The organism is Burkholderia sp. MSMB1826, from assembly GCF_001526325.1.
GTDB lineage: Bacteria > Pseudomonadota > Gammaproteobacteria > Burkholderiales > Burkholderiaceae > Burkholderia.
Map to the genome: position 1 here is coordinate 283,543 of NZ_LOYN01000050.1, position 6,635 is coordinate 290,177.

Below are 6,635 nucleotides of genomic sequence, written 5' to 3' on the forward strand. Positions count from 1 at the left end.
CCGGCCCCGCCGGCGCCGATCAGCCGTTTGGCGCGGGTGAGAGGCATGCGCGCGTTAATGTCGTCGTCCGGAAAGGGGTGGCGCGTCACGCGCCGCAATAGAGCGACGCGATCGCGTCGGAATATGCGGCGACATTGCCGGGGTTGTAGATACTGACCGAATCAAGCACGTGCTTCGATTGCTCGCGGTATGCGTCGAGATTCGCGTCGTGCTCGGCGAACGCCTGCAACAGCGCGCGCCCGCCCGCCTGGCAATCGAAGTCTGGATAGAAATACCCGGCCTTGCCGAGGAACGGCGAGTTGTGGATCAGCGGATAGCCGCCGTACAGCAGCTCGTAGTACAGGTAGTTCTGCGCGTTCTCCCACGTGTGCGACACCACCGCATCGCCGTACGCGGCCATGAACTCGTACACCGCATAGCGGCTTTCGAACGTCGTGATGCCGTGCTCGACGATGTCGAGACTCTTCGCGAAATGGATGAACGTCGTGTGATCCTTCAGGTGGATCGTGTTGCACACGCGCACGAACTCGAGGAACTTCGGATTCGCGCGGTATGCCTCCTCCGTGATCAGCATCGGAATGATGCTCGTCTTCACCATGCAGATGTTCGGTTCGAACATCGTCACGCGCCAGCGCGGCTTGCCGGGCTGATAGCCGAACGTCAAGCCGGCGCCGAGCGTCGCGCGCGCCTTGTCGAACAGCATCGGGTGCCAGATGTGCGGGACGATCGTGACCGGCGCGCGCAGGCCCGTCTGGTAGTAGTGCAGGCACGAGCGCTCGAACTCGGGAATCGTCCACACCGCGTCGTACGGCGCGCCCGAGAACAGGAAGCCCGACGGCTTGTCGAACATCGCGCGTTCGATGTCGATCACGTAGTCGTTGCCGACCCGCATCGTGACCACCTTGCCGCCGCGCTCGCGGAACGTGCGCAGGTAGTCCGCGCCGAACTGCGCGCTCATTTCGATCAGCACGTCGCAGCGCTCGAGCGCTTCGTCCATCGAGAGCAGCGGCACGTTCCACTCGCCGAGCATCATCTGCGGATCGGCAACGTGTTCGCCGCCGTTCACCATCACGGCTTCGGCGACGAGCGGCGACTGGCGCAGCAACAGGATCAGCAGCAGGCAGTTCTGGAAAATGCCGTTCTCCCACAGCGACTGGCCGGCGCCGCGCACGAACAGCGACACGCCGACGACGAGACGTTGCTCGGCACCAGGTTCAGGTCGAGTGATTGTCCCTGCCATTGATTTCTCGAATTTGACCGGTTTCGCGTTAATAAAATACAGACATCGATTGCGGCGCCCGATGTGTCACGTAGAGGCTCCTGATCCGAACGCAGAAGCAAATGTCTGGCCATTGAGTCGGCCAAGCACCACGAAGCATTGAAGCAACTGCTCCGATATGTTCGAACGACCTGAGTTCTTTCGCATCACGTCGATCAGGCCATTGTGCAAGCCCGTGGCGATGGCGGAATGTCTTCCATGCAACGCGCTTGACAGTCCAAACTCATATGCCAGCCTTGCACTGTCACGCGCTCTTTTTTCGTACTGTCGATCCATCAATGCATCCGCGACACGGTCGAACTGTCGCATCGATTTTTCTATCGGTCCAACAGTAGAGCATTCCGCTTTTTTCAATCGCCCCGGCCTGCCGGTGTGGTAACCCTGCACCCATTGTGCCCCGGACGACGAGGCCGTGCGCAGCCCGTCAACGCCTTCTATACCCTCCACCACTACCTGACTTGCGAGGTTTCGAGCGCGGGCCACCAGTTTTTCGAATCGCTTGCGCTGCCCCTCGTCACATCCGTCGGGCGGCAACATGCGACCTGCGATCTTGATAATGTCGAACGACGCGATCCGAGTGCTGTTTTCCATGCTGAATCCGTCGCCAAAATCGTCGACGGCAATGTTGCAGCCGGTACGCCGGAGGCGCTCGACAAACACATGCCCCGACTCGAACGACAGTTGCGTGGTTTCAGTAATCTCCACGACCAGGCGACAAGCAATGTCTGGCCTGCTTTCAAGTAGCAGGAGAATTGATTGCCACCACCGAACATCATTGGCGCTCTGTGCGGAAATATTGACCCCTAAACGCAGATCGACATTCGACTCCATGAAATCAATGGCCATGCCAACGACATAACGATCAAGGAATCGCATGCATTCCAGACGCTCCAGACTGGGGATGAACGCTGTTGGATATGCAATCGGACGTTCGTCCGGGCCGACGATACGCACCAAGCATTCGTGATACAACACCTGTTCACTATCCTGCACGCTCACGATAGGCTGAGCACACAGCATCACCCGCCCTCGAGCAATCGCTGCCAGGACCATGCCGGCGGTCCTAATGTCCGAATCCGCGCGATGGGTCACATCCTGCTCAAGAGCACGTTGTATCAACGCCTTTACGCAGCGGTGCTTACCACCTCCATACAGCTTGGGTGGTGACGATCCAGTTGCTCCGCGCGGCGCTTGACGGGCATTGGAGTCCGACATGCGTATGCTCCGGTTCAGGCGACCAGACGCGAGACGAACGCGTCGAGGTTCGCGGGGTTGTCGATCGAGACCGACTGGAGCAGCCGGCCCGCCTTCGCGCGGTAGTCGTCGAGGCGTTCGTCGTGATGCAGCCACGCTTCGAGCAGCGCGCGGCCGCCGGCGGCCGAGTCGAAGTCCGGGTAGTAATAGCCGGCGTCCCCGATCAGCGTCGAGTTGTGGATCAGCGGATAGCCGCCGTACAGCACGTCGTAATACAGATAGTTCTGCCCGTTTTCCCAGTGGTGCGACACGACCGCATCCGCGTGGCGCGCCATGAAGCCCGGTAGGTCGATGCGCGGCTCGAACGTCGCCTTGTGCTGGCGCACGAGATCGAGGCTGTTCGCGAAGTGCACGAAGGTCGGATGCGCCTTCATGTGCATGGAGTTAACGACAAACAGATGTTGTACCGCATCCGGATGCCGGCGATAGAACTCGTCGCACGTAAGCATCGGGTAGTGGCACGACTTCACGACCGAGATATTCGGCTCAAGCGTAGCGAGACGCCATGGGCGGCGGCCCGTCCGATAACCGAACATCATGCCTTCGCTCTTCAGCGCGGCGATGCGTCGATCGAGAAAGTACGTCGACCATAGATGGGGAATCGTATAGACCGGCGCGCGCGCGAGCGTGCGCAACAGCGGAACGTCGATCTTCTGCGACTTCTCGAGTACCCACACTTCGTCGAACTGAGTGCCGTTGAAGATGTGGCCCGACGGCTTGTCGAAGATCGGAGTTTCGGTGACACCGCTGTAAGTATGGCCGACGTAGCACGCGACGATCTTTGTGCCGAGCACCTTCATGTACCGCATCCATTCGACAGGCAACTGCGCGCCCATCTCGATCACGACGTCGAGCTCGTGCGTGACATCCGTTGGCTTCACGAGCGGTACGTTGAGTCCGTCGAGATCGAGGCCGGCCGGCAGCGCGTTCGCGTCGCCGCCGTTCAGGAAATAAACAGGGCCGACGCGGTCCGAGCGCTTCAACATCATCGCGAGGAATGCGATGTTCTGGTGAATGCCGTTTTCCCAGATCGCTTGGCCGTCCCGTGCAAACAACGAAATGCCGACGGCTAGCCTCGCGCCATCACGATTTCTGCTGGGGCGATGACCGATCATTGGCTGCATCAAAAATTCTCTCGTAACGGTAGGTATTGGGTCATTACCCTTGAGAGCAACCCCGATTTCTACGACTACGCACCAGTAAATTAACAAGCGACGTACGATGGGTTGTCAGCACTTTTTGGTCTGACCTCCCACCGCATTTCACACGGGATACGTAATAGCATCTCGATTTTCGGCTCTCCGAGCGGCGGCATGAATGCCGCGCCCGGAGAGTCAATCACCGATTTACCACTGGTACGAGACTCCTCCCCCATACGTACTGCCGCTACTGCTGATCCCGACGCCAAGCTTCGCCTTCAGGTTGTCGCTGAATCGCACCGATACGCCAAGGGCAGTTGCCCCGTAACCTTGGTAACTCCCGGTCCCAATCCCGACCGCGATCGTTTTTCCAGGATCCACTTCCGGAATCATGGTCAACGCGGTTGCCGCTGCAACACCCGAGTACGCTCGACGTGCCACTTCGTTGACGCTCGACTGGACACGCCACAGTTGGTTCATGTTGGCGGCGTCCGTTCCATCGATCCCTGGTGCCACGTTTGTCAAGCGACGTTCGTGCCCAGGAGAACCGAAGGAAACGGTATTCGACTGTGTAGCTACCGAACCTGCACCAATCGCAGCGGAATTCGGCGCGCTTGCCGTACTTCCTTGCCCCACGGCCAACGTGTTGAGACCCGAGGCCGTTGCCGCTTGTCCCAACGCAGTTGAGTTGTCGCCGGTTGCCGCCGCGGCCTGGCCATTCGCCTTGGAGTTTTTACCGGAGGCAATCGCACCTTGCCCTTCAGCCGTCGAGTTTTCCCCAGATGCGGTTGCTCCTTGTCCCAGCGCGGTCGAATTTGCCCCGGAGGCGCTGGCGCCTTGGCCCACGGCGGTGGAGTTCGGCGCGGCCGATGCACCAGCGCCGATCGCCGTACTGCCGTCGGTCGTCTGGGTCTTGATCGACGTCAGCGGTGCCACTGCCGTAGAAAGGGATGCCAAGGCATTGTCCGTTGTGGACAGTCCAGTCGAAAGCGAAGCAACGCTACTATTCGTCGTGCTCAAGCCCGTTGACAGCGATGTAACGTTGCTATTTGTCGAACTGAGAGCGGTCGATGTGGATGTAGACAACGAAGCCACACTGCTGTTCGTGGAGCTCAAGCCCGTCGACAATGAGCTGACACTGCTGGAAGTTGATGTCGACAGAGATGTCACAGTGCTGTTTGTCGTGCTCAAGCCGGTCGACAGCGAACCCACGCTCGACGCCGTCGAGGTCGACAGCGACGCCACGTTGCTATTCGTCGTGCTCAAGCCGGTCGACAACGAGCCCACGCTCGACGCCGTCGAGGTCGACAGCGACGCCACGTTGCTATTCGTCGTGCTCAAGCCGGTCGACAACGAGCCCACGCTCGACGCCGTCGAGGTCGACAGCGACGCCACGTTGCTGTTTGTCGTGCTCAGCCCAGTCGACAACGACGTCACGCCGCTTTGGGCCGTGCTGATCCCCGTCGAAGCCGACGTCGACAGCGAACCCACGCTCGACGCCGTCGAGGTCGACAGCGACGCCACGTTACTGTTTGTCGTGCTCAGCCCAGTCGACAACGACGTCACGCCGCTTTGGGCCGTGCTGATCCCCGTCGAAGCCGACGTCGACAGCGAATCCAGGTTGCTGTTCGTCGTGCTCAAGCCCGTCGACAGCGAGCCCACGCTCGACGCCGTCGAGGTCGACAGCGACGCCACGTTGCTGTTTGTCGTGCTCAGCCCAGTCGACAACGACGTCACGCCGCTTTGGGCCGTGCTGATCCCCGTCGAAGCCGACGTCGACAGCGAATCCAGGTTGCTATTCGTCGTGCTCAAGCCCGTCGACAGCGAACCCACGCTCGACGCCGTCGAGGTTGACAGCGACGCCACGTTACTGTTTGTCGTGCTCAGGCCAGTCGACAACGACGTCACGCCGCTTTGGGCCGTGCTGATCCCCGTCGAAGCCGACGTCGACAGCGAATCCAGGTTGCTATTCGTCGTGCTCAAGCCCGTCGACAGCGAACCCACGCTCGACGCCGTCGAGGTCGACAGCGACGCCACGTTACTGTTTGTCGTGCTCAGGCCAGTCGACAACGACGTCACGCCGCTTTGGGCCGTGCTGATCCCCGTCGACGCCGACGTCGACAGCGAATCCAGGTTGCTATTCGTCGTGCTCAAGCCCGTCGACAGCGAACCCACGCTCGACGCCGTCGAGGTCGACAGCGACGCCACGTTACTGTTTGTCGTGCTCAGGCCAGTCGACAACGACGTCACGCCGCTTTGGGCCGTGCTGATCCCCGTCGAAGCCGACGTCGACAGCGAATCCAGGTTGCTATTCGTCGTGCTCAAGCCCGTCGACAGCGAACCCACGCTCGACGCCGTCGAGGTCGACAGCGACGCCACGTTACTGTTTGTCGTGCTCAGGCCAGTCGACAACGACGTCACGCCGCTTTGGGCCGTGCTGATCCCCGTCGACGCCGACGTCGACAGCGAACTCACCGAACTGTTCGTCGTGCTCAGGCCAGTCGACAATGACGTCACCCCGCTTTGGGCCGTGCTGATCCCCGTCGACGCCGACGTCGACAGCGAACTCACCGAACTGTTCGTCGTGCTCAGGCCGGTCGACAGCGACGTCACCCCGCTTTGGGCCGTGCTGATCCCCGTCGAGGCCGACGTCGACAGCGAACTCACCGAGCTGTTCGTCGTGCTCAGGCCAGTCGACAGCGACGTCACCCCGCTTTGGGCCGTGCTGATCCCCGTCGAGGCCGACGTCGACAGCGAACTCACCGAACTGTTCGTCGTGCTCAGGCCAGTCGACAACGACGTCACCCCGCTTTGGGCCGTGCTGATCCCCGTCGACGCCGACGTCGACAGCGAACTCACCGAGCTGTTCGTCGTGCTCAGGCCAGTCGACAGCGACGTCACCCCGCTTTGGGCCGTGCTGATCCCCGTCGAGGCCGACGTCGACAGCGAACTCACCGAACCAC

3 protein-coding genes and 1 pseudogene are annotated in these 6,635 nt (G+C 60.9%); all 4 read right to left on the bottom strand.

Annotated elements, in window-relative coordinates; genetic code table 11:
* Positions 1 to 85: 85 nt before the first annotated feature.
* Positions 86 to 1,240: a DUF2827 domain-containing protein gene (locus WS95_RS29020; RefSeq protein WP_059827494.1), complete on the bottom strand. Its 1,155-nt coding sequence runs from the start codon at positions 1,238 to 1,240 to the stop codon at positions 86 to 88.
* 66 nt (positions 1,241 to 1,306) lie between these two features.
* Positions 1,307 to 2,494: an EAL domain-containing protein gene (locus WS95_RS29025; protein WP_082747025.1), complete on the bottom strand. Its 1,188-nt coding sequence runs from the start codon at positions 2,492 to 2,494 to the stop codon at positions 1,307 to 1,309.
* Between the two features lie 14 nt (positions 2,495 to 2,508).
* A complete protein-coding gene (locus WS95_RS29030; RefSeq protein ID WP_059827498.1) occupies positions 2,509 to 3,648 on the bottom strand; it encodes a DUF2827 domain-containing protein in 1,140 nt (379 codons plus the stop codon).
* Positions 3,649 to 3,879: 231 nt separating this feature from the next.
* Positions 3,880 to 6,189 (bottom strand): annotated as a pseudogene (locus WS95_RS34340) (YadA family autotransporter adhesin); the annotation flags it as partial.
* Positions 6,190 to 6,635: the final 446 nt, after the last annotated feature.

Bases quoted from the DNA above. Each gene is read 5' to 3' on its own strand.
- WS95_RS29020 (WP_059827494.1), bottom strand. From the start codon at position 1,240: ATGGCAGGGACAATCACTCGACCTGAACCTGGTGCCGAGCAACGTCTC.
- WS95_RS29025 (WP_082747025.1), bottom strand. From the start codon at position 2,494: ATGTCGGACTCCAATGCCCGTCAAGCGCCGCGCGGAGCAACTGGATCG.
- WS95_RS29030 (WP_059827498.1), bottom strand. From the start codon at position 3,648: ATGATCGGTCATCGCCCCAGCAGAAATCGTGATGGCGCGAGGCTAGCC.